Source organism: Paraburkholderia sp. HD33-4 (assembly GCF_021390635.1).
GTDB lineage: Bacteria > Pseudomonadota > Gammaproteobacteria > Burkholderiales > Burkholderiaceae > Paraburkholderia.
Map to the genome: position 1 here is coordinate 1,941,376 of NZ_JAJEJS010000002.1, position 19,558 is coordinate 1,960,933.

At 64.5% G+C, this 19,558-nt stretch carries 18 protein-coding genes; 9 read left to right on the plus strand and 9 right to left on the minus strand.

Annotated features, from left to right (window positions below; genetic code table 11):
- Nucleotides 1-86: 86 nt before the first annotated feature.
- The 3 genes from L0U84_RS28810 to L0U84_RS28820 are packed head-to-tail and all read left to right on the plus strand — an operon-like array spanning nucleotide 87 to nucleotide 2,225.
- Nucleotides 87-728 carry a DUF5666 domain-containing protein gene (locus L0U84_RS28810; RefSeq protein WP_233855194.1) on the plus strand — a complete coding sequence of 214 codons (642 nt, stop codon included), beginning with the start codon at nucleotides 87-89 and terminating at the stop codon, nucleotides 726-728.
- 43 nt (nucleotides 729-771) lie between these two features.
- Nucleotides 772-1,422 (plus strand): cytochrome b/b6 domain-containing protein, encoded by a 651-nt coding sequence (locus L0U84_RS28815; RefSeq protein WP_233855196.1) that lies wholly within the window; start codon nucleotides 772-774, stop codon nucleotides 1,420-1,422.
- Nucleotides 1,419-2,225, plus strand: coding sequence for a molybdopterin-dependent oxidoreductase (locus L0U84_RS28820; RefSeq protein WP_233855198.1), 807 nt, complete (start codon nucleotides 1,419-1,421; stop codon nucleotides 2,223-2,225). Before L0U84_RS28815 ends, L0U84_RS28820 begins: the two co-directional genes overlap by 4 nt.
- Here the strand turns inward: L0U84_RS28820 and L0U84_RS28825 are convergent.
- On the minus strand, nucleotides 2,222-3,193 hold the full coding sequence (locus tag L0U84_RS28825; protein WP_233855200.1) for an AraC family transcriptional regulator: 972 nt from the start codon (nucleotides 3,191-3,193) through the stop codon (nucleotides 2,222-2,224). The two genes, L0U84_RS28820 and L0U84_RS28825, sit on opposite strands and share 4 nt — an antisense overlap.
- A 335-nt stretch (nucleotides 3,194-3,528) precedes the next feature.
- On the opposite strand from L0U84_RS28825, the gene L0U84_RS28830 reads away from it, so the two are divergent.
- Together L0U84_RS28830 and L0U84_RS28835 are read left to right on the plus strand one after the other, a co-directional pair.
- The gene (locus L0U84_RS28830; RefSeq protein ID WP_233855209.1) at nucleotides 3,529-4,581 is read left to right on the plus strand and encodes an NAD(P)-dependent alcohol dehydrogenase; all 1,053 of its coding nucleotides are present in this window, start codon (nucleotides 3,529-3,531) and stop codon (nucleotides 4,579-4,581) included.
- Nucleotides 4,582-5,326: 745 nt separating this feature from the next.
- Nucleotides 5,327-6,283, plus strand: a complete 957-nt coding sequence (locus L0U84_RS28835; RefSeq protein ID WP_233856858.1) for a LysR family transcriptional regulator — start codon at nucleotides 5,327-5,329, stop codon at nucleotides 6,281-6,283.
- A 30-nt stretch (nucleotides 6,284-6,313) separates the two neighbouring features.
- Here L0U84_RS28835 and L0U84_RS28840 read toward each other — a convergent pair whose 3' ends face one another.
- The 6 genes from L0U84_RS28840 to L0U84_RS28865 form a co-directional block, all read right to left on the minus strand.
- On the minus strand, nucleotides 6,314-7,462 hold the full coding sequence (locus L0U84_RS28840) for a nucleoside hydrolase (protein WP_233855211.1): 1,149 nt from the start codon (nucleotides 7,460-7,462) through the stop codon (nucleotides 6,314-6,316).
- Between the two features lie 170 nt (nucleotides 7,463-7,632).
- Complete coding sequence (zwf, locus tag L0U84_RS28845; protein WP_233855213.1) at nucleotides 7,633-9,114, minus strand: glucose-6-phosphate dehydrogenase; 1,482 nt, start codon at nucleotides 9,112-9,114, stop codon at nucleotides 7,633-7,635.
- A 235-nt stretch (nucleotides 9,115-9,349) separates the two neighbouring features.
- Nucleotides 9,350-10,282 (minus strand): bifunctional Delta(1)-pyrroline-2-carboxylate/Delta(1)-piperideine-2-carboxylate reductase, encoded by a 933-nt coding sequence (gene lhpI / locus L0U84_RS28850; protein ID WP_233855221.1) that lies wholly within the window; start codon nucleotides 10,280-10,282, stop codon nucleotides 9,350-9,352.
- 83 nt (nucleotides 10,283-10,365) lie between these two features.
- Complete coding sequence (locus L0U84_RS28855) at nucleotides 10,366-10,659, minus strand: hypothetical protein (RefSeq protein WP_233855223.1); 294 nt, start codon at nucleotides 10,657-10,659, stop codon at nucleotides 10,366-10,368.
- Nucleotides 10,660-10,780: 121 nt separating this feature from the next.
- On the minus strand, nucleotides 10,781-11,413 hold the full coding sequence (locus tag L0U84_RS28860) for a C39 family peptidase (protein WP_233855225.1): 633 nt from the start codon (nucleotides 11,411-11,413) through the stop codon (nucleotides 10,781-10,783).
- A 46-nt stretch (nucleotides 11,414-11,459) separates the two neighbouring features.
- A complete protein-coding gene (locus tag L0U84_RS28865; protein WP_233855227.1) occupies nucleotides 11,460-12,800 on the minus strand; it encodes an NAD(P)/FAD-dependent oxidoreductase in 1,341 nt (446 codons plus the stop codon).
- 231 nt (nucleotides 12,801-13,031) lie between these two features.
- Between L0U84_RS28865 and L0U84_RS28870 the strand changes: the two genes are divergently transcribed.
- The 3 genes from L0U84_RS28870 to L0U84_RS28880 all read left to right on the plus strand — a co-directional run bounded on the left by L0U84_RS28870 (nucleotide 13,032) and on the right by L0U84_RS28880 (nucleotide 15,887).
- Nucleotides 13,032-13,286 (plus strand): helix-turn-helix domain-containing protein, encoded by a 255-nt coding sequence (locus L0U84_RS28870; protein ID WP_233855229.1) that lies wholly within the window; start codon nucleotides 13,032-13,034, stop codon nucleotides 13,284-13,286.
- 1 nt (nucleotide 13,287) lies between these two features.
- Nucleotides 13,288-14,628, plus strand: a complete 1,341-nt coding sequence (locus L0U84_RS28875; protein WP_233855231.1) for a type II toxin-antitoxin system HipA family toxin — start codon at nucleotides 13,288-13,290, stop codon at nucleotides 14,626-14,628.
- Nucleotides 14,629-15,032: 404 nt separating this feature from the next.
- On the plus strand, nucleotides 15,033-15,887 hold the full coding sequence (locus tag L0U84_RS28880; protein WP_233855233.1) for a helix-turn-helix domain-containing protein: 855 nt from the start codon (nucleotides 15,033-15,035) through the stop codon (nucleotides 15,885-15,887).
- Between the two features lie 43 nt (nucleotides 15,888-15,930).
- On the opposite strand, the gene L0U84_RS28885 is transcribed toward L0U84_RS28880, so the two are convergent.
- Nucleotides 15,931-17,778: an ATP-binding response regulator gene (locus tag L0U84_RS28885; protein ID WP_233855235.1), complete on the minus strand. Its 1,848-nt coding sequence runs from the start codon at nucleotides 17,776-17,778 to the stop codon at nucleotides 15,931-15,933.
- On the minus strand, nucleotides 17,748-18,317 hold the full coding sequence (locus L0U84_RS28890; RefSeq protein ID WP_233855237.1) for a molybdopterin-dependent oxidoreductase: 570 nt from the start codon (nucleotides 18,315-18,317) through the stop codon (nucleotides 17,748-17,750). The genes L0U84_RS28885 and L0U84_RS28890 overlap by 31 nt, the downstream gene beginning before the upstream one ends.
- Nucleotides 18,318-18,587: 270 nt before the next feature.
- Between L0U84_RS28890 and L0U84_RS28895 the strand changes: the two genes are divergently transcribed.
- A complete protein-coding gene (locus tag L0U84_RS28895) occupies nucleotides 18,588-19,535 on the plus strand; it encodes a phosphoribosyltransferase (protein ID WP_233855240.1) in 948 nt (315 codons plus the stop codon).
- The last annotated feature ends 23 nt before the right edge of the window (nucleotides 19,536-19,558 follow it).

Consider the following 19,558-nt stretch of genomic DNA (forward strand, 5'->3'; position numbering starts at 1 on the left):
ATCCTCCCGTCACCCTGATGAGCCGATGCGGCGGCTAGTCTGAGCGCATCGTTCACCACGCCGCATCCCCTCCCTGGAGTTGCCACATGAAGACCCGCATGAAGATCGTCCGCGCACGAACGCTGCGCGCCCTCGCCGTCCCCGCACTCGCCGCCGCGCTGTTCGCGACGACCTTCGCGGCTTCCGCCCAGAACGCCGCGCCGACCGGCGTGCGCGGCACCGTGACGTCGCTGTCGGGCGATCTGCTCAAAGTCCACACGCGCGACGGCCAGGACGTCGACGTGAAACTCGCCGCCGACACGCCTATTCGCGGCGTCACGCTCGCCAACGTCACCGACATCAAGCCGGACAGCTACGTCGGCACCGCCGCGATTCCGCAGTCCGACGGCACGCTGAAGGCGCTCGAAGTGCACGTGTTCCCGCCGAGCATGCGCGGTTCGGGCGAAGGCCATCGGCCGTGGGATCTCGGCGCGAACAGCACGATGACGAACGGCACGGTCGGCTCGCTCGTGGTCAGCAACGGCCGCACGATTACCGTCAAGTACAAGGATGGCGAGAAGAAGATCGTGATTCCGCAGGACGTGCCCATCGTCAGTCTGGAGCCGGGCAGCCGCGCGCTGCTCACGCCCGGCACGAAGGTCGTGCTGTTTGCGCACAAGGACACGGATGGCTCGATGGCGGCAAATTTCATTTCGGCCGGCGAGCACGGCGTGACGCCGCCGATGTAATGCGGCAAGTCGTTCGCCTTCCTCCATCCCGTCTTTCAAGCCAATGCCCGAATCGCAAGCATCTCCGGTCGTTCATTCTCTCGTCGTTCGCGTGACGCACTGGATCAATGCGTTAGCGATGGTCTGCATGGTGATGAGCGGCTGGGCGATCTATAACGCGTCGCCGATCTTTGCGTTCCGGTTTCCCGTGTGGGCGACGGTGGGCGGATGGCTCGGCGGCTCGATCGCCTGGCACTTCGCGGCGATGTGGCTGCTGTGCGCGAACGGGCTGCTGTATCTCGCGCATGGCCTGGCGAGCGGCCATTTGCGCCGCCAGCTGCTGCCGGTACGGGCCCGCGACGTGGCGCGCGATGCGGCGCTCGCGCTGCGTCTCAAACTGCCGCACGAGAGCGGCAAATACAACGCCGTGCAGCGCGCGCTGTATCTGCTGGTGCTGCTGCTCGGCGTGCTGCTCGTCGCATCGGGGCTGTCGATCTGGAAGCCGGTGCAATTCTCGTGGCTGACCGCGCTGTTCGGCGGCTTCGATTTCGCGCGGCGGGTGCATTTCGTCGCGATGGCCGGCGTGGTCGGCTTCGTCGTCGTGCATCTGCTGCTGGTGTTGCTGGTGCCGCGCACGTTGCCGCCGATGTTCACCGGACGCGCCCGGCGCGGCGCGCATCGCATCGATCAAGCTGCCCAGAGGACTCGCGCATGAGCGCCCCGCAACGAACCGACACGGCGAACGATACGCACGCCATTGCAGAAAACGCGCGCCGCTCACGTATCGTGCTTGCCGACCATCGGCCGCAGATCGAGCAGTTGCAACGCCGTTTATTTTTGCGCTCGTCGCTATCGATCGGCGCGCTCGCGATGCTGTCCGGCTGCAATCTGCAGGACAACGATTCCGTCGACAAGGTGCTCTGGGCGATGTCGCGCTGGAACGATCGCGTGCAGGCCTGGCTGTTCAATCGCAACAAACTCGCGCCGACCTATTCGGCGCGCGACATCACCGATCCATTTCCATTCAACGCGTTCTATCCCGAGTTCGACGCGCCCGATATCGACGGCTCGTCCTATCGGCTCGAAGTGTCGGGGCTGGTCGCGGATAAACGCAGCTGGAGTCTCGAACAGCTGCGCAGATTGCCACAGATCTCGCAGATCACGCGTCACGTGTGCATCGAAGGATGGAGCGCGATCGGACAATGGAGCGGCGTGCCGTTTCGCACGTTTCTCGAACTGATCGGCGCCGATCTGAGCGCTCGCTACGTGGGTTTCAAATGCGCGGACCGCTACTACTCGAGCCTCGACATGGCGAGCGCGCTGCATCCGCAAACCCAATTGACCCTCGATTTCCGCAACGCGCCGCTGCCGCCCAAATATGGCTATCCGCTGAAGCTGCGCGTGCCGACCAAGCTCGGTTTCAAGAACCCGAAGCACATCGCGGCGATCTTCGTGACCAACACGAACCCGGGCGGCTACTGGGAAGATCAGGGCTATAACTGGTTCAGCGGGCTCTAGACCGCGGTCACATAACGCGGCACTGGCTTCTGCACGCGCGGCGGCGGCGGCGCATCGTGAGCGGCGCGCATGCGCTTGACTTCGTCGACGGGACTCAGGCCGAACAGCCGCTTGAACTCGCGGCTGAACTGCGACGCGCTTTCGTAACCGACGCGCGCCGCGGCCGCGCCCGCATTCAAACCATCCTGCACCATCAACAGACGCGCGTGATGCAGACGCGTGGTCTTCACGTACTGCATCGGCGAAGTTGCGGTGACCGCCTTGAACTGCGCATGAAACACCGCGAGGCTCATGCCGGCTTCGGCCGCCAGCGTATCGACATCGAGCGCCCCGTGATAGTCCGCATGAATGCGCCGCAGCGCCTTGGCGATGCGGCCGAAATGATTCTGATGCGTGAGCGCCGCGCGAATCGCGCCGCCCTGCTCGCCGGTCAGCACGCGATAGCAGATTTCACGCACGATGCCGGGCGCCAGGATTTGCGCGTCGAGCGGCGACGCGAGCGCTTCCATCAGGCGCTGCACCGCGTTGCACAGTGGGGCATCGAGCGGCGTCGAATACATGCCGGCCGGTTCGTACTGCGCGAGGCCCTGGGTCTCGTTGAGCGCCATCAGCAGCTCGGCGACCATCGTCAGATCGACGCGCACCGACATGCCGAGAAACGGTTCCTCTTCGCTCGCCTCGGTCTCACATTCGAACGGCAACGGCACCGACAGCACCAGGTATTGCTGCGCGTCGTACTGGAACACCTGATCGCCGAGATAGCCGCGCTTGCGTCCCTGACAGACGATCACGATGCTCGGCTCATACATGACCGGCATGCGCGGCATGGGGCGATTCGCACGCAGCAGGCTGACGCCTTCGAGGCTCGAGCGCGTCATGCCGGCATTCGGCGCGAGCAGATCGAACAGTTCGCGCACGCGGCGTTGCGCGGGATCTTCCGTAACGGAACCGACAGCTTGAGTGGACATGACGATATGGTGACGGCCAAGAGAATAATGCTTGAAATTTAGCATCAAACAGCCTATCGCGCTGCCCCTCCGGAGTTTTAGGCAAATCTTCAAGACAATCAGGTATTCCCCGAGTGGGGTCGGGCTCCTAAGATGGGAACCCTACCGGATCGCCTTTTTCGACGCGCAGCGTGCACGGTCATCGACCGCGACGCGCCGACAGCTTGCCAATAGCGGCGACCCACGCTCGCGCCCCGATCCCGGTTCATGCTGCGGCCCGCCGCATCCGCAACCCTGTGCTGCGCATCGCCGGCGCGTCGCAGGTTGCGCCATCACCCTCTTTGCTGGAGCTACCCATGAGCACGACGTATGCCTATGCAGCGACCGACGCCACCGCGCCGCTCGCCCCGTTCGAAATCCAGCGCCGCGCCCCGCGCGCCCATGACGTGCAGATGGAAGTGCTGTACTGCGGTGTGTGCCATTCCGACCTGCATCAGGCGCGCAACGAATGGAAGAACACGATCTACCCGGTCGTGCCGGGCCACGAGATCGTGGGCCGCGTGAGCGCGGTCGGTCCGAACGTGACGAAGTACAAGGTTGGCGAGCTGGTCGCGGTCGGCTGTCTGGTCGATTCGTGCCGCACCTGCGCGAGCTGCGCGGAAGGTCTCGAGCAGTATTGCGAGAACGGTTGGGTGGGCACGTACAACGGTGTCGATCGCGTCGACGGACAGCTCACGTATGGCGGTTATTCGACGCAACTGGTCGTCGACGAGGCCTTTACGCTGCGCGTGCCGCAGAATCTCGACCCTGCGGGTGTCGCGCCGCTGCTGTGTGCGGGCATCACCACGTATTCGCCGCTGCGCACGTGGGGCGTGGGCCCGGGCAAGAAGGTCGGGATCGTCGGCCTCGGTGGACTCGGCCATATGGGCGTGAAGCTGGCCCGGGCGATGGGCGCGCATGTCGTGCTGTTTACGACGTCGCCGTCGAAGATCGAGGATGCGAAGCGGCTCGGCGCGCATGAAGTCGTGGTGTCGAAGAATCCGCAGGAGATGGAAGCGCATGTGAATAGCTTCGATTTCATTCTCAATACCGTGGCTGCGCAGCATGATCTGAATCCGTTTTTGAATCTGCTCAAGCGGGATGCGACGATGACCCTGGTCGGTGCTCCAGAGCACGATCATCCGTCGCCGCAGGTGTTCAATCTGATTTTTAAGCGGCGGCGCCTTGCTGGTTCGTTGATTGGAGGCATTGCCGAGACGCAGGAGATGCTGGATTTCTGCGGTGAGCATGGCATTACTTCTGATATTGAAATGATTCCGATGCAGAAGATTAATGAGGCTTATGAGCGCATGCTCAAGAGTGATGTGAAGTATCGGTTCGTGATTGATATGGATTCCATGCGGAAGTGATAGCCGCTGGTTTGTGCCGCGCGGCGGGTGCTGTTTTTGCGCCTGCGGCGCGGGGTTCTGCTTGTTGTTTGTGTTTTTTTTTGCCTTCGCTCTTTTTCGCGGTTCTTAGGGTGTTGGCCTTTCCTTGTTGTCTTATCGGTCTATTAGCGTTGCCCCTGTGCGGGGCGGCACCTACTTTCTTTGCTGCTGCAAAGAAAGTAGGCAAAGAAGACAGCTCAAACCGCTAACTCTTAAGCGGGTCCCCCGGTCTGCATAAGGTAGTGGTGCATCTGGAATCTGTGTTCTTGCACATTCCACGGCAGTGACAAAGCAGTCATACCTCCAGCGGCGCTGCGCGCGCCGATACCCCGGTCAAAACCATTGGTCGTTTCGGCGCGTCGCCGAGGCGAAGCCGATGGCCCCGCTAACGAAGAACAATACAGCTGGTTTCCCTTGCATCCCCGTCCGCGACGCACGTAGTGCGGAGTGGGATGGATGACGGCTTTGTCACTGCCGCGGAGTGTGCGGAGGCACGGATTCCAGATGCACCACTACCTCATGTGGACCGAGGGACCCGCTTAAAAGTTAGCGGTTTGAGCTGTCTTCTTTGCCTACTTTCTTTGCAGCAGCAAAGAAAGTAGGTGCCGCCCCGCATAGGGGCAACGCTAATAGACCGATAAGACAACAAGGAAAGGCCAACACCATCAGAACAACAGAAAAAAAAATCGCCACAGGCAAAAAAAAGAAACCCATTTGGAGCATCCCAGTGATCGACAGAATAACTGCAATGCGCACATTCATCCGAATTGTGGACACCAACAGCTTCACCCGCGCAGCGGAGTCATTGAACATCCCACGCGCAACGGCAACGACGATCGTCCAGAACCTGGAAGCCCTGCTGGGCACAGCGCTATTAGTCCGCACGACGCGCCGCCTGAGCATCACCCCGGAAGGCGCAGCCTATTACGAACGCTGTGCGCAAATCCTGGCCGACATCGACGAAATGGAAGCCAGCATCCGCAATTCGATCGATAACCTGACCGGCCGCCTGCGCATCGAAATGCCAAGCGCGGTAGCAAGTGCAATCGTCCTCCCATCGCTGGACGAGTTCCACTCCCTCTACCCGAACCTCGATCTCGCGATCGGTGTCAGCAACCGCAGCGTCGATATGGTCTCCGAAGCAATCGACTGCAGCATCCAGCTCGGCGAATTGCCCGATTCCAATCTGGTCGCGCGGACACTCGGCACGCTCGATCAGGTCACCTGCGCGAGCCCAGCCTATCTGGCCCGCCACGGCACGCCGACCGATCTCGACGAGCTGCGCGCGCACGTCGCGGTCAACTGCGTGTCGCCGCATAGCGGCCGCGAATGCGACTTCGATTTCGAAGTGGACGGCGAAGCGCGCAAGGTCAAGCTCAACGGCTTCGTGCAAGTCAGCGACGAACAGGCATACCTGACCTGCGGTCTGCAAGGGCTCGGCATGATCCAGCCCGCCCGCATCGCCGCGCAGCCGTACCTCGATTCGGGCTTGCTGCAAGAAGTGCTGCCGCAATGGAAACCGGTGCCGATGCCGGTCTCGGTCGCCTATGTGAAGAATCGCCGCGTGTCGCCGCGCGTGCGCGCGTTCGTCGATTGGCTCGCGGAGCTGTTCGAGAAGGCCGGACACGTCGAACAGGATCTGTCGCGCGTGCATCAGCTGCTGCGTGGCCTGCATCCCGCGTAAAGCGGGTGCGGTCGCGCGGCGCTCGCGCGTTCATTTGTCCACAGGCCGCACCGGCACCGGCCGCGTCAACAGATCGACATAGAAATTGAAAAACGCCTGATTATCGAATCGTTTGACGACCGTCATCTTCTGCAAACCCGGCGGCGGCGAACTCGTATAGCCCGTTGCCTTGCCATCGTTGGCGCCGAAGCCCGTATCCACATCCACCCACTCCTCGACGGTCTGCGTCGCGAACGACGGATGCATCAGATATGCGAGCGTCAGCGTGTCCCAGAGGTTCGTCGTGTAGTTCGGATTGGTCTCGAAGCCGTTCTTGCCGTCGTATCCGTAGCCGTTCAGCGTTTTGAACAGTTGCGTGATGATGGTCTGCTTCGCCGGATCGTGCGCAATGCGATCGTATAGCGCCTTGTCCATTTTCACGGTATCCGTGACGTCGAGCGGAATCACCGTCTGTTTGATCGGCAGACGCAGCACCGCTTTTGCCGCTTCGGGATCGAACCACCAGTTGAATTCGGCGGTACGCGTGGTATTGCCGGGTACGTCGATCGCACCGCCCATGTAAATGATCTGCTTGATCAGCGGCACGATCTCGGGATGCTCGCGCGTGGCCAGCGCGATGTTGGTCAGCGGGCCGATCGCGAGGATCGTCACCTCGCCCGGATAACGCTTCACTGATTCGACGATGAAGTCGATCGCGCTCTGGCTCCGCACCTTCGTGTGCGTCGCGAAGCCGTCCGGCGGCGCGACGAGGTCGCTAGCTGATTTCGGCTCGGGCTTGCTCCATGCGCCAATGTAGCCGTCGCCGCCGGGATATTCCTTCAGTTCCCGCTGGATCGTTTTGAAGTCGTGCGACAGCGCGTAATTGGCGCCCGCATAGACGCCGATCTGCTGTTCGACGCCGAGCCGCTCGACCGACTTCAGCGCATCGGCAACGCCCTGCTCCAGCCATTGATTGCCCGACACCACGGTAATGCCAAGCACGTTCAGCGAACCCATCGCCTGCAATTGAGCGGCCATCACGCCGAGTTGGCCGTCGTCGCCGAGCGTGTTGTAGTCGCTGTCGATGATCACCTTCGGCGGATCGTTCCGGGCATCGGGACCGTTGCTGGCGCAAGCCGTGAGGTTGAGCATGGTCGCCACGCTTGCCGCCCAGATCAATGCCACGAGAATTCGCCTCATCGATGCCTCTTTCGGAATGCCGCCGGGTCACGCCGACAAGGAAACCATCACACGCGCAACCCATACGGCTGACGAATGATCGACGCGCAAACGACAGCGCAAGCAAAAGCGGCTCGCAACGCTACTGCAACGTCACGAGCCGCCTCGAATGGCGCGCTGTCAAAAGCCCGTTACTGCGATTCTTCCGCCCACACGGCGTTCTCCCGCGTCATCAGCGCGGTCGATGCCGCCGGTCCGAACGTGCCGGCCGAATACGAGCGCGGCCGCTCGCCCGACTTCGCCCAGCCGTCGAGAATCGGCTCGGCCCACGCCCATGCCGCTTCCAATTCGTCGCGGCGCATGAAGTGCGTCAGACGTCCGCGGATCACGTCGATCAGCAGTCGCTCATAGGCTTCCGCGCGACGCTCGGTGAACGCCTGCTGCAGGTCGAGGTTCAGGCTCACCGGCAGCATGTGCATGCCGCTGCCCGGCTCTTTCGCGAGCACCTGCAACTGGATCGACTCCTCGGGCTGCAACTGGATCACCAGACGATTGCCGTACGTGCGCCCACCGCTCGGGATGATCGAGAACGGCAGATCGGAGAATTCGATGACGATCTCCGACAGCTTCTTCTGCATCCGCTTGCCGGTGCGCAGAAAGAACGGCACGTTGGCCCAGCGCCAGTTGTTGATCCGCGCGCGCAATGCGACGAAGGTTTCGGCGCGGCTGCCGGCCGGCACGTTGTCTTCCTCGAGGTAGCCCTTGACCGCCTCGCCATCGACCGCCCCCGCCGTGTACTGGCCGCGCACCGTGTCGCGCGCGATGTCCTCGGACGTCATCGGCCGCAGCGAGCGCAGCACCTTCAGCTTTTCGTCGCGCACCGCGTCGGGATCGAGCGACACCGGCGGCTCCATCGCGACGATGCACAGCAGTTGCAGCAGGTGGTTCTGCACCATGTCGCGCAGCGCGCCGGTCTTGTCGTAGAACCCCGCGCGGCTGCCCACGCCGACCGTTTCGGCCACCGTGATCTGCACGCTTTTGATGTACGGCGCCTGCCACAGCGGCCCGAAAATCGGATTGCCGAAGCGCAGCACCATCAGGTTCTGCACGGTTTCCTTGCCGAGGTAGTGGTCGATCCGATAGATCTGCGCTTCCTGGAAATGCTTGCCGACCGCGTTGTTGATCTCCTGCGCGGACGCGAGATCGTGGCCGAGCGGCTTTTCGAGCACGACGCGCGAATTGGCGTCGACGAGCCCTGCCGACGACAGGTTGTCGCAGATATGGGTGAACAGATCCGGCGACGTCGCCAGATAGAACACGCGGTGCACGCCGTCGCGCGACGCTTCTTTCAGGCGCAGGTAGTCCTCGGGCGCATCGACGTCCATCCGCACGTATTCGAAAATCGCGAGGAATTTGTCCCACGCGGACGCGTCGAACGCCTTCTTGTCGATGAACGGCTTCGCCTTCTGCTCCATGAATTCGCTGATGTATTCATCGCGCGACCAGGGCTTGCGGCCGATCGTCAGAATGCGGGTTTCCGGTGGCAGGTTGCAGTGCAGATGCGCCATATACAGCGCAGGCAGCAGCTTGCGGAACGACAGGTCGCCGGTGCCGCCGAAGATGATCATGTCGAGCGGCAGGTCGGGTGTGGCGGGAGCTTGTTGGGTCGTCATGGCACGGTCGCAGCGTCTAGGGGGAAGGCGTCGATCAGGAATCGGCGGCGGGCGGACGGTTACGGCTCACGTCCGCTATGGCGCTTTTTCCGGCAAACATCTATGGTGCAACGTTTTGAGATAGTTTGCACGGCAACATCTGCCGCAGGTTAGCGCAAGTTTCCAGGCTTGCGCGCCAGACGGCTGTTTTTTCTGGATATTTGGGCGATTTTTGTGCCACTTGGGCCGCTGACGATCAGCCGCGCGCCAGCGCGTCGCGCGCGACCCGGCACGCGGCCAGATCCCACGCCGCGCAACCGACGCTCTTGAAGACCACCGGCCCCGTCGGCACGGGCTGCGTCTGATCGAGCACCGCGGCGATCCCGCCAACCCGCGCCCAGTCGACGCCGGCCTGGATGAAATCGCCCGCTTCGTGCTTTGCGCCGGCCGAATCGTCGACGAACAGCGCACTGCCGGCGATCGTCGTGGCGCCGATCTCGACCATCTGCGGCGTGAAGGCGCCGACGCCGATCACGAGCCGGGCGGCGTGCGCCGTCTCGTCGTAGACCGGCTGTTTGCTCGTGGTCAACGTGATCACGACGTCGACCGAAGCGGGAATCGTCGCGCCCGCTTCCGCGAGCGGCCGTAGCTCCCGGACCTTGCCGCGCTGCGCCATGCAGAACGCATCGGCGCGCGCGGGCGCACTGCCCTTGACCCACACGCGCGCGTCGGGAAACAGTTCGCCGATCGCTTCCAGATGATTGAGCGCCTGCGTGCCGGTGCCGATCAGCAGGAATTCGCGCGGCGTGCGCGCGGTGAACGTCGCGATGCCGAGCATCGACATCGCCGCGGTCCGGCGGCCCGTCACGGTCGGACCGTCGAGCACGAACAGCGTCTCGCCGGTATCGGCATCGAACGCCATGACCTGACCGTGAATCGTCGGCAGATCGCGCGCGCGGTTGCTCGCGCACACGTTGACGAGTTTGTGGATCGCGAGATCGGGGGCGGTGGCGGGCATCGACAGCATGATGCCGCCGGCGTTCAGCGGCACCACGAGCCGCTCGGGGCTCACGATGCGTTGTTGCGCATAGTCGATGCTTGCGCGCCTCAACGCGTCGACAAGCGCTGCGTAAGGCATCAGTCGCGCGGTTGCGGCGGCGTCGAAAATCTGCGTGCTCGGGCGAGTCATGGGCGGGACGGTCCATTGCTGGATGGAGTGGGCATGGCGTCACCGTAACCGAGCGCAAAGAAAATGACCAGTCGAGTGGCGGTCTACTGCCCGCCGTTCTGGTCGCGGTTTTTGTCGCCGTTCTTGCCGTTGCTCTTGTCGCCGTTCTGGCCGTTGCCGAACATCGCCCGACACGCGGGGCTCAGTTCGTTCAGGTGTCGCTCCATGCAAGCGATGATCTTCGCCCTGTTCGGAATCTCCGCGGCGCAGAAATGGAACGCATCGTGGCGGCACGCATGGGCCTGTTCGTCGTGAGTCGCGGCATTCGCGACATTCGCTGCGGCGACGACGTCGAGCACGACAAAACTGGCGGCAAGCAGACGGAAGGCTCGATTCATGGGAGATCCGATAGTTCGAAGATCGAAGAAGCAGCCGCAGCAGGAAGCAGACCCGGCCCTCAACGCCCGATGCGCGCCAGCTTGCCCAATCTTAAACTCCGCGCAATGCCCAGCGCGCCAGCTAGCTCGTGCCGCGGCCGAGCGTCATCCCCCGCCCCGCATAGAAGCGCGACATCGTCGCGAACGGCAGGTACACGTCGGCCTGATGCGGCGCGACGCCCGACGGGTTGTGAAACCATACGCCGTCGCGATCGCGGCCGTGCAGCAGGATCAGATGACCGCCTCGCTGCTGGTTCGGCCGCTCCGGATAGCGGATCTCAGGGCTCACCGACACGATCGCGAACGTATCGGCGTCGAGCCGCGCCGCGATCTCCTCGAGCGACGCCTGCGGCAGCACGTCGATATCGAGGCCGAACGCGGCGCCCGCCCAGTCGGCGAACGGCCGGTAGATCAGACCGTCGACGCCGCCATCGTCGCGCAGCCGGTACACGCCGTGCCGCAGCGCCTCTTCGAGCAAGGCGGCGCGCGGCGCGTGATCGATGCCCCAATAGTCGAGCGCCGATTCGAGGCACGTCAGCCCGCACAGGCGTTGCGCCCAGAAACGATAGCGCTCGGGGTCGGCGAAACCGCTGCGCTGCCAGTGCGGGTCTTCGCACGGGTCGCGCTGCTGTTCGACAATGTCGCGCACCCACTCGGGGCTGCCCCATTGCGTGTAGTACGGGACGTCGGCGTGGCGGAGAACGGGTTCGGTCATCAGTGGCATCGGTCGGTTGAGTTGGATTGAATCAGGTTGCGCGGGGTTACAGCATGCTGCGCGGCCGCTTCATCGTGCCGTCGAAGAAACGCTGCAAACGGAACGCCGACAGATCGAGCGACGCCTCGCCGCCATCGTTGAGTTCAGCCAGCAGCTTGCCGACGATCGGCCCCATCGCGAAACCATGACCGCAGAAGCCGGTCGCGATCGTCAGGCCCGGCACCTGCGACGGCGCATCGATCACCGGAATGCCGTCGGGCAACGCGTCGATGAGTCCGGCCCACGCCTCGACCACCTGGGCGTCGCGTAACGCCGGAAACAGCGCGCGCAGCTTGTTCAGCGCGCGCGGCGCGTGGCTCGCGTTCGGCTGCGGATGGGGGTCGCGCGGATCAAGCACGCGTTCGGCGTCCGCCACGCCGCCCGGCAGACGTTCGCGCAGATCGCGCAGACAGGCGCCGTTCAAATGGAAGCTGAACTTCTCGCGTTGCGTCCACAGTTCGGGCAAAAACCATTTGAGCGCGCGGAAATGGCCGAGCGTCATGTCGACGTCGACCTGCATGTCGTCGGCGAGATTGATTGCGCCGTTCGCGCGCTGCCGGATGCCGAGGCCGTGACCCCAGAACGTCGACGCCGTGATCGGCGGTAGCGGATTGGTGCGCATGCAGGTACCGCGCACGGCCTGCTGCGGCAGCTCGAGACCGAGCGTCCTGAGCAGCCGCCAACTGCTCGCGCCGGCCGCGCAGATGAAACGCGACGTGCGAATCGTGCCGCGCTCGGTGACCACACCAGCGATCGCGCCGCCCGCGCGTTCGACGCCGAGCACGCCGCAGCCCTCGAAGAACAGCGCGCCGGCTTCGCTCGCGCGTGCCGCGAAGGCCGCGGCGACGCGGCGCGGCTCGGCCTGACCATCGCTCGGCGTGTACAGGCCGCCGAGCGCGGGGCCCTGCATGCCGGTCACGACGGTGTCGATCTGGCCGCGATCGAGGGTGCGGGTGTCGAGGCCATACTGACGCGCGACCTCGATCCATTGCTGGAACGACGTCCAGTCTGCGTCGTCGGTGGCGACATACAGGCAACCGCCCTGGCGCCATTCGAGATCGAAATTCAGCTCACGCTCGAGTTCTGTCCACAATGGAATGCTCGCCATCATCAGCGGCACCTCGGCGGCTTCGCGCCCCTGCTGACGCACGAAGCCCCACGCGCGCGACGACTGTTGCCCGGCGATCCGCGACTTGTCGAGCACCACCACCGACAGGCCGCGCCGCGCCAGGTAATAAGCGGCCGCGCAGCCCATGATGCCGGCACCGGCGATCACGGCGTCGGCGTGGGTGGGAAACGGTTGGTCGGCGGGCGTGAAGGTCGAGTGCAGCGGGTAAGTCGTGGTCATTGGTTGGGCGGGTTGGAGACGTGGGCGTCATCTTCGCAGTGGGCGCCCTTGTCCGCAATGCCGCGCGAGCTCGGCACCGCTGCTGCCCGCAGCCGCGACGACGCGGCCGGCTTCCGCGAAAACCCCGATTATGCGTCACACAAATATTCGTCGATTATCCGTCACGCAGATATTTGACAAATATTCGCGTAACGAATAAATTGCATTTATTCGTCTCGCAGATAATCCGCCATGCTCCATCTGATCGCCACGCCGGACCAGCTCGCGCAGCTACTGGCGGCCAGCCGCCGCCAGGCCGGCCTTACCCAGACCGAGGCCGCCGCGCGCGTCGGCGTGAGCCAAAGCCGCATATCCGCGCTCGAAACCGATGCGAGCGGACTCACGCTCACCCAGCTGCTGGCGCTGTGCGGCGCCTACGAGTTGCAACTGCAGTTGCGTGACAAAAATCAGCCGAGCCCCGCGCCGGCGCCGAACGTCGAGTGGTGAGATGGCCCGGCAAACCACTTCGAAGGCATTGTCGGTATGGGCCAACGGCGAGCGCGTCGGGCTCTGGCGGCTGCCCGCACGCGGCCCGATGGAGTTCGCCTACGACGCCGCATGGATCGCGTCGCCCGCGGGTCGTCCACTGTCGCTGTCGCTGCCGTTCATGCCCGGCAACATGACACACAAAGGGCCGCGGGTGCTCAACTACTTCGACAACCTGCTGCCCGACAGCGACGTCATCCGCAAACGCATCGGGCAGCGCTACCGGACGGAAACGCTCGATGCGTTCGATCTGCTGCAGGCCATCGGCCGCGACTGCGTCGGCGCGGTCCAGTTGCTCGGCGAAAACGACGCGCCGGCCGGGGTCCAGCGCATCGAGGGCACGCCGCTCGGCGACGACGACATCGAGGCGCTGCTAGCGCAAACGGTCGGCAAACCGACGCTCGGCGCGCCCGACGAACTCGACGACTTCCGCATCTCGCTCGCCGGCGCGCAGGAGAAAACCGCGCTGCTGCGGCACGACGGTCAATGGCAGCGCCCGCACGGCGCGACGCCGACCACCCATATCTTCAAACTGCCGCTCGGGCTGGTCGGCAACCGGCTTGCCGATCTCAGCACGTCGGTCGAAAACGAGTGGCTGTGTCTGCGGATTCTGCGCGCGTTCGGCCTGCCGGTCGCGAATGCCGAGGTGCTCCGGTTCGGCAAGCAGCGCGTGCTCGCCGTCGAACGCTTCGACCGGCAGATGCATTCGGGCGGCACCTGGCTGCTGCGTCTGCCGCAGGAAGATTTCTGCCAGGTGTACGGCGTGCCGTCGCATCTCAAGTACGAAAACGAAGGCGGCCCCGGCGTGCTCGACCTCGCGCGGATTCTGCAGCAATCGGTCGACGCGCGGCAGGACCTCGAGACCCTGCTCGCGAGCCAGATCCTGTTCTGGATGCTGGCCGCGCCGGACGGCCACGCGAAGAACTTCAGCATCCGCCTGCTCGCGGGTGGCCAGTATCGTCTGACGCCGCTCTACGACGTGATGTCGATCTGGCCGGTCGAAGGCAATGGCCCGAACCAGTGGTCGTGGTACAAGGCGCGGCTTGCGATGGGTCTGTGGTCGCGCAGCAAGCACGATGCGTTTCGCGACGTGCAGCGGCGTCACTTCAACGCGATGGCGTTGAAGTGCTCGTACGGCGCCGACGCCGAGCCGCTGATCCAGCGGCTGATCGAGCAAACGCCCGGCGTGATCGAACGGGTGTCGGCGGAGTTGCCCGAGCGCTTTCCGGACAAGGTTGCCGAGCGGATTTTCAAAGGACTTCAAAACTCGGCGACCCGGCTCGACACGATGCCGGCAAGCTGAACGCGGAACGCGCGCGCTGGTGCAAACCCGACTTCCGGACAGGCTTCTTAATGAGCTTATCGCCTGCATTTCCCCAAGGCGCGAACCTGCCGGGTATTGCGGCAAGCGGCCGGATCCGCCGTCTTACTGAATACTCATTCGTGGATTCCCTACGGTTTCGTCATCGTTTCACCGGTAGAATGCTTTTTGATGCTCAATGCATCGAAAGTCACCGGGCGGCCGTTGCGTCGCTAGCATCAGCAGCCTCGGCGGACTGTCTGACAAAATCATAAACTGTGAATTTTTTTACGGTACATTTGCTGTCCCCGCGTGGCCGATTCATGCGCATTGCATGCGCAGGGTCGGCTTGCGCCTGTCGACCGCGCTTAACCTGTACCTTTTAACCCGGCGGATTTTCACGCAGCATGGCCAACGAAACACACTCACCCGACTCCATCGCGGTTGCCGAGCGCGTGCGCGAGTTGATGAGCCGGCATGGAATCGGCAAGCGCCAGCAGACCACTGAGCTATGCCGCATCCTCGATCTGAGTTTTTCTCAGGGGCACCGCAAACTGCGCGGCAATAGTCCGTGGACGCTGTCGCAGATCAAGAAAGTCGCCGAGGTCTTCGACGAACCCGCGGCGCAGCTGTTCGGCGCGCAGTCGCTCGATCCGGGGGTCGTCGGCGCGATCGCCCAGGAGGCGGTGTTCTGCATCGGCGCGACCGAAATCGCCTGCACCGCGTGGGTCGGCGCAGCGCTCGAGCCGGGTAGCCGACCGGAGTTCGTCGCCTATTCGCGGCTCGGTCAATGGCGCGTCGCACGACACGATGGCGCGCTGTATCAGAGCGCGTACGAAGTCCACAAGATCGAGATCTATCCGCGCCGCGCCGAAGCCGACAAGCCTGCCATCGCGGTCGTCGACGACGATTGCGCGAGCGCCGACAACCTGCGCGACTATCTGGAGCGCAGCGGCTTCACGGCGGTCGCGATCTATGGGCTCGCGGCCTTCGGCGAGCAGTTGCAGACCCAGGTGTTCGACGGCGTGATCATCGACTGGCTGTTCGGCTCGCAGACCTCGGCGGCCGCGATTCGCGCGGTGCGCGCGTCGGAGAACCCAGACGCGCCGATCTTCGTGCTGACCGGCGAACTGCTGACCGGCAAGGCCAGCGAATCGGAGATCAGCGAAGTCATCCGCGACTACGACGTCGCCTGCTACGAGAAGCCCGCGCGCATGGCGATCCTCGTCGCCGATCTGTCGAAGCGGCTGAATCGGCCCTGAACCGCGCGCGCCGACGCGCGCCCCGTGCGCGGCAGCGCCGCCCTCACACCTGATGCCGCGCCGCCAGCGCCCGCTGCAGCGCGTGCTTCAGATCCTCGTAATGGACTGGCTTTAACAGCGCCTCGAACACCGACGGTGCGCCAGTCGCGCCATTTTCGCCATCCCGCATGACCTCCGGCGCGTACGCGCTGACCACGATCACGGGCACGCCCGCCGAAGGTCCGCCAAGCGCCGCGAAGTCTTCGAGAAACGTGTAGCCGTCGCGCTCCGGCATGTGCAGATCGAGCAGCACCACTTCGCAGCGGTGTGTATCGAGCCACGCGAGCGCGTCGTTGGCATTGCCGAGCGCGAGCGAATCGTAGCCCATGTGCGCAACCATTTCGCTGAGCGACTCGCGGATCAGCCGGTTGTCGTCGACGATCAGCACGCACGGCCGCGCGTCGTCCGGCCCGGCTTGCTCCTCGACGTCGACCGGCTCGACGGTCGCGACCGGCACGACCGGAATCGTCACCGTGAAGCTGGTGCCTTGGCCCACCGTGCTGGCGACGTCGACCGTGCCGCCGAACAGCTTGACGAGCCCCTGCACGATCGTGAGTCCCATGCCCGCGCCTTCGAAGCGGCGCGTGCGCGACGCGTCGAGCTGCGTGAATTCCTCGAAGATCAGCGGGATCTGCGCGGACGGCACGCCCGGCCCCGTATCGCTGACGACGAAAATCAGCAGCGCCGGCTGCTGCCGCAGTTCGACGCGCACCGTACCGGTCTCGGTGTAGCGGATCGCGTTGGTGACGAGGTTGTTGACGATCTGCCGGATCCGGTGCGGGTCCGACTCGACGAGCCCGCTCGCGCCGCTCGCCTCGCTTTCGAGCCTGAGCCCGCGCGACCTGGCGGACATCGTGTGTTCATCGACGATCGACGCCAGCAGCTCGCGCGGCTCGAAATGCTGATGTCGCAGTTCGAGCTTGCCGGCGCCGAGGCGTGCGTAGTCGGTCAGGTCCTTCATCTGCGCTTCAAGGTGGCGTGCCGCGGTTTCGAGCCGCTGGATCACCTTGCGGTCGGCCTCCGTGTGATAGTTGAAGCCGAGCAGTTCCACCGACGACACGATCGCATGCAACGGCGTGCGCAACTCATGGCTGATCATGCCGAGAAACGCATCCTTCGCGAGACTCGCCTCGCGCGCCGCGCGGCTCGCCTGATGCTCGGCTTCCAGCGCCGCGCGCTGCTGGCGCATGAGCCGGGTGCGGCGCCGGCCGTTGAGCACGAGCAGGAGCGTCGCCGCCGCCGACAGCAACAGCAGCACCAGACCGCCGGCGAACAGGATGCGGCGCTTGTCGATGAAATCGCGGTTCATCGCCTCGCGGTCGGCGACATCGGCGAAACGACGGGACAGCGCGAGATCGTTGACCTCGCTCCAATGCTGGCGCAACTGCGCGTCGATTCGCGCGGCGCGGGCGCGGTCGCGCGGCAGTACGTCGACCTCGGGCTGGATCTCGTCGAGCACGTTCTCGAGCATCTTGATTTCGTCGAGCTGACGTTGCAACAGAGCGAGCTGCGCGGAGAGCCGCTGCGTCGAGCCGGCCATCACACGCAGCTTCGATTGCAGCAGCTGGAAGCGCAGCAGCACCCGCTGATAGTCGTCGTCGCTACCGGATTGATACAGCAGCAGCTGGTTCTCGAAGCGCGCGTACGCGATCTGCAGTTGCGCGGCGTCCCAGTAGAAACCGTCGTAGGTGCCGGTCAACTGCTGGGTCGCGCGCGGGTTCAACAGGTTCGCATACAGCAGATAGCCGATCGCGCCGGCGGGCGCCGCGAGCGCCGTCAGCCAGATCAGCACGTACAGCACGCGCCGCCACGGACGGCGCGCTATTTGACGATGAGGGTCTTGATCTGCCATACGAATTTCGAGTCGCCGAGCGCGCCAGTCAGTTCATCGGGGAAAGCGTCGCGCGGATAAATCAGAAACAGCGGCCCTAAGTCGCTGAGTTTCAGGCGCTGGCCGTTCATGCTGTACGCGACGATCACGCCGTAGCGGTCGCAGTCCGATACCGGCACGGTGTAGGTGTAGTCGTCGAACGTGTGGAGCTCGACTTCGGTGCCGTGCGCGCCGACGGCCTTCAGGATGTCGGCGAGCCTGGGGCCGGCGAAGGTCGAGCGCGGCGTCCAGGTGGTCGAGGTCGTGATCGTATGCACGGGCAGCGCGAGCAGTTGGGCCTCGCTGAAATGATAGGTGCGATGCGCGGCGTCGTTAGTGTTGGCGATCTTGCCCTGCACGTCGAGCGACAGCGCCGTCGACCCTTGTGCGCCCGGCTGCGCGTGCGCACAACAGACCGCCACCCCGACGATCAGTCCCGCCAGCGCCGTCAGCCAGCGGATTCGCCAGGGCACGCCAGTTCCGCCGGCCGCATTGCGCGGCGATGCAATCAGGTTGGCCATTTGCTTTTTTTATCCGTTTTCGTTGATCCGCCAGACCGCGGTCAGCGCCACGGTCAGACGATCTCATGCCACGCGAAGTGTTCCGCCTTGCCGTGCCGTCAAACGCGTGCCACCCCGACACGCGACCTTTGACCCGCATGCATAATATCGCCAAAATGCGCTGACTCAAAAACGGGGGACCCGCGCTGTCGCGCCATTGCGTCAGTGCGTCAGCGCGCAGTTCCCCGCGGACCATCGCCTTCCATTGCGCCACGCGGCGCCTCGATAGTCATGAACAAGCCGGTCCTGCCTCTGACCTACGAACAGCTCGATCACTGGATCGAATCGCTGCAACCCGCGTTGCTCGCCGAGCGTTTCACGATGGCGCTCGGGATTCTGCGCGGCGGCGCGCCGCTCGCGCTGATGGTGTCGCACGCGATCGGCGCGCCGGTCGCGTTTCTGCGCTACGACCGCCAGACCCGCGCGGTCGCATGGGATTCGACACTGCCGATCCCGCCCGCGGGCTCGAAAGTGCTGTTGTGCGAGGACATCGCCGGACGCGGATTTACGCTCGTCGATTGCATCGGGTTTCTGCAGGCCCACGGACTCGAAGTCAAAACGCTGACCGCCGCGGTCGATGAACTGAGCCGCGCGCAGCCCGACTACGCGATCGATGCGCGCGGCTACTTCGCGCTCTTCCCGTGGGAGCGCCAGGCGTACACCGAGCGCTACCGCGACGACTGGGCGCGCGTCGAAGCCGGCGCCGCGCCCGCGATGGCCGACGACCACGAATACGCGGCGTATGCGATCGACCTCGACGGCATCCTGCTGCCCGACGTACCGCTTGCGCGCTACGACGAGGACCTCGCCGCCGCGCTCGCCGAACGCGACGCGCTGCTGCCGTTCGAGGTGCTGCCCGGCATCGACCTGCGGCACGTGCGTACGATCATCACGGGCCGCCCGGAGATGGATCGCGCGCGCACCGAAGCGTGGCTCGCGCGACACGGCTTCGCTCACATGCAACTGGTGATGCGCGCGCCCGGCCTGCACGACGACAGCCCCGCCGGCGCGGCTGCGCACAAAGCGAGCGCGGCGCTGCGCGCGGGCGTCACGCACTTTGTCGAAAGCGATCCGGTGCAGGCGCTGCTGATCGCGCAGCAGGCGCCGTTGCTGCGCGTGATCTGGTGGGATGCGCTAACGCGCACGGGGATGCTGGTGAGCGCCAGGGCGTGGAGCTGAGCGCAACGTTCCGGGTGGGTGCG

Excerpts from the sequence above, each read along its gene's own strand:
- L0U84_RS28810 (WP_233855194.1), top strand. The coding sequence starts at position 87 with ATGAAGACCCGCATGAAGATCGTCCGCGCACGAACGCTGCGCGCCCTC.
- L0U84_RS28815 (WP_233855196.1), top strand. The coding sequence starts at position 772 with ATGCCCGAATCGCAAGCATCTCCGGTCGTTCATTCTCTCGTCGTTCGC.
- L0U84_RS28820 (WP_233855198.1), top strand. The coding sequence starts at position 1,419 with ATGAGCGCCCCGCAACGAACCGACACGGCGAACGATACGCACGCCATT.
- L0U84_RS28825 (WP_233855200.1), bottom strand. The coding sequence starts at position 3,193 with ATGTCCACTCAAGCTGTCGGTTCCGTTACGGAAGATCCCGCGCAACGC.
- L0U84_RS28830 (WP_233855209.1), top strand. The coding sequence starts at position 3,529 with ATGAGCACGACGTATGCCTATGCAGCGACCGACGCCACCGCGCCGCTC.
- L0U84_RS28840 (WP_233855211.1), bottom strand. The coding sequence starts at position 7,462 with ATGAGGCGAATTCTCGTGGCATTGATCTGGGCGGCAAGCGTGGCGACC.
- zwf (WP_233855213.1), bottom strand. The coding sequence starts at position 9,114 with ATGACGACCCAACAAGCTCCCGCCACACCCGACCTGCCGCTCGACATG.
- lhpI (WP_233855221.1), bottom strand. The coding sequence starts at position 10,282 with ATGACTCGCCCGAGCACGCAGATTTTCGACGCCGCCGCAACCGCGCGA.
- L0U84_RS28855 (WP_233855223.1), bottom strand. The coding sequence starts at position 10,659 with ATGAATCGAGCCTTCCGTCTGCTTGCCGCCAGTTTTGTCGTGCTCGAC.
- L0U84_RS28860 (WP_233855225.1), bottom strand. The coding sequence starts at position 11,413 with ATGACCGAACCCGTTCTCCGCCACGCCGACGTCCCGTACTACACGCAA.
- L0U84_RS28865 (WP_233855227.1), bottom strand. The coding sequence starts at position 12,800 with ATGACCACGACTTACCCGCTGCACTCGACCTTCACGCCCGCCGACCAA.
- L0U84_RS28870 (WP_233855229.1), top strand. The coding sequence starts at position 13,032 with ATGCTCCATCTGATCGCCACGCCGGACCAGCTCGCGCAGCTACTGGCG.
- L0U84_RS28875 (WP_233855231.1), top strand. The coding sequence starts at position 13,288 with ATGGCCCGGCAAACCACTTCGAAGGCATTGTCGGTATGGGCCAACGGC.
- L0U84_RS28880 (WP_233855233.1), top strand. The coding sequence starts at position 15,033 with ATGGCCAACGAAACACACTCACCCGACTCCATCGCGGTTGCCGAGCGC.
- L0U84_RS28885 (WP_233855235.1), bottom strand. The coding sequence starts at position 17,778 with ATGGCAGATCAAGACCCTCATCGTCAAATAGCGCGCCGTCCGTGGCGG.
- L0U84_RS28890 (WP_233855237.1), bottom strand. The coding sequence starts at position 18,317 with ATGGCCAACCTGATTGCATCGCCGCGCAATGCGGCCGGCGGAACTGGC.
- L0U84_RS28895 (WP_233855240.1), top strand. The coding sequence starts at position 18,588 with ATGAACAAGCCGGTCCTGCCTCTGACCTACGAACAGCTCGATCACTGG.